Raw genomic sequence first — 2,138 nt, 5'->3', positions numbered from 1 at the left:
CCGACGGCGGCGACCTTCCGCCTCTTCGCCGAGCAGACCAAGAGCGACCTGCGGGCGCTCGCCGCCTGCATCCGCGCCTCGCGCCAGACGCTCTCGCGGGCCGAGCTCTCGGCGATCGACACCCCGACGCTGATCTCCGTCGGCACGCTCGACACGGTGGCGGGCTCCGGCCCGGAACTGGCGAAGCTGATGCCGAACGCCCGCGCCCTCGACCTGCCGAACCGCGACCATTCGACCGCCGTGGGCGACCGGCTGCACCGCCAGGGCGTGCTGGAGTTCCTCAAGGAGCGCCCCTAGCTCCGCGGCTCGGCGATCGCGCGGCCGAGCCCATGACCTATTGGCAGTAGATCGTTTGGCCGACTGCCCCCGGGGTCCGGTCCGTCTCTAAGCTGCGGGCCCGCTTCGAGTTTGGGCCATGCCGAGTCAGACGTCACAGCGCGCCGCGGACGGCGTCTTTCGCTCGGTCGTGGCGGATGCCTTCGCCACCGCCCTCGTCTCGCTCGCCATCCTTTTGCTGGTCTTCGGCAGCGCGGCCCTGGCACGGCCGAAACTCACCTACGCCGCGGGCAAGGTCGCCGCCCTGAGCAACCTGTCCACGGACGAGGGCTGCCTGCCGGCCAAGCTGACGGGCCGAGTCGTGAAGCGGGAATTCGGCCGCGACGGACTCTACCTCCAGTCCGTCGTCCTCGAGGAGAAGTCCGGGCAGCGGACTTTCATCAACGTCGAGGACGGCTACCGCACTCTCGACGCCGCCACCAACGGTGCGGTCAAGCAGTCCCTCGAAACGATGCTGGCCGTGGGCCGACCGGTCGCGCTGCGCGTCCTCGGATGCGGGGCGGCGGCGCGGATGCTGACGCTCGACGCCGTGCGTCCGCTCTGAACGGACCCGGCCTCACCCAGCCGCGTCGGAGAGCCAATCCGGAATCCACCGCGCCGGGCGCGGCGCCCGTGAAAGGTCGGATCGCGCCTCCGCGACCGGGGCCGGCGCGCCGCCGATGACCGGGCGGACCTGATACTCGAAGCGGGGCAGGATATGGCCCTGCGCGTCGAGCGCCAGCTGCGCCTCGAACCACAGGCCGAGATCGGGGTCGGCTCGGTGCTGCTCGTCGCGGAGCGCGCGCAGGAGCGGCTCGACGACGGCCGCCTCGGCGACCGGCTGCGGACCGCTGCGATAGACCTGCACCTCGCAGAGCGCGCCGACGATTGTCGCACGCAGGCGCGTCCGATCCCAGGGCGACTTGCCGCGAGGGCGATGGACGGAAAGGGCGCGCCCGATCTCGGCCAGGATCGGATGCCTAGCCCAGTGGGCTTCGCGCTCGTGCATCCAGGAATCCATCCGCGCCGCGAACGCGGTCTGGTCGCAGGCCTCGCCCGCCAGTTCGTTCAGGCGGGCCGCGCCGATCCGGTCTCCGAGCCACGCCGCGAGGGCCGCGTGCGCATCGTCCCCCGCGATCTCTGCCTCGTCGTCCTCGTAGGGAGCGAGGTCGCTCCAGGCCGACTCCGAGAACGCATCGCGGGCGAGCTTGGCCAGGAAGCCTTCGAGGGATCCCGCGAGCACCGCCGCGTCGCCCTCGGAGCGGAGACCGACGACGGGGCTCGCCGCCCTCGGCACGCCGTCGGGGTGCCAGAGGCCGACGAGGGAGCCGTCGGGCAGGTAGAGGAACAGCGAGAATTCCCTGCGCAGGGCGCTGCCGTCGACGATCGGCGCCTCGTCATTGAGCGTTCCCTGCAGCCGGAAGCAGCCGAGGCTGCCCCAGGGCCGGCCATCGAGCCAATCCGCGAAGTCGAGGAGCAGGCGGGGCGGTTCGTGGCCGGGCGGGAAGGCGGCCGCGAGGCTCTCCCGACGGACGATGTAGGGATCCTGCGCCATCCGCCCCTCCCCTTCTGTTCCGTCAGCTCTTCAGCCGGTATCCCGTCCGGAAGATGTAGGTCACGAGCCCGAGGCAGAGGGCCAGGAAGGCGAAGGTCGCGACGATGCTGACGCCGACCGCCACGTCGCCCTTGCCGAAGAAGGCCCAGCGGAATCCGCTCACCAGGTAGACGACCGGATTGAACAGGCTCACCGCCCGCCAGAACGGGGGCAGCATGTCGATGGAGTAGAAGCTGCCGCCGAGGAACGTCAGCGGCGTGACGATGAG

General features: G+C 71.2%; 4 protein-coding genes. 2 read left to right on the top strand and 2 right to left on the bottom strand.

Annotation, left to right across the window (positions count from 1 at the left end; all coding sequences use genetic code 11):
- Both MFF42_RS21210 and MFF42_RS21205 read left to right on the top strand, forming a co-directional pair.
- Positions 1-297 (top strand): alpha/beta fold hydrolase (locus MFF42_RS21210; protein ID WP_373875203.1); only part of this gene is annotated, 297 nt, incomplete at its 5' end.
- Between the two features lie 118 nt (positions 298-415).
- Entirely contained in the window at positions 416-880 is a 465-nt protein-coding gene (locus tag MFF42_RS21205) for a hypothetical protein (RefSeq protein ID WP_238257528.1), read from the top strand.
- A gap of 12 nt (positions 881-892) precedes the next feature.
- On the opposite strand, the gene MFF42_RS21200 is transcribed toward MFF42_RS21205, so the two are convergent.
- Positions 893-1,870 carry a hypothetical protein gene (locus MFF42_RS21200; protein WP_238257526.1) on the bottom strand — a complete coding sequence of 326 codons (978 nt, stop codon included), beginning with the start codon at positions 1,868-1,870 and terminating at the stop codon, positions 893-895.
- 22 nt (positions 1,871-1,892) lie between these two features.
- A partial coding sequence (locus MFF42_RS21195; RefSeq protein ID WP_238257524.1) for an ABC transporter permease occupies positions 1,893-2,138 on the bottom strand: 246 nt, incomplete at its 5' end.

It is taken from the genome of Methylorubrum podarium (genome assembly GCF_022179745.1).
Lineage (GTDB): Bacteria > Pseudomonadota > Alphaproteobacteria > Rhizobiales > Beijerinckiaceae > Methylobacterium > Methylobacterium podarium.
This window is presented reverse-complemented; position numbering and strand designations above follow the sequence as displayed.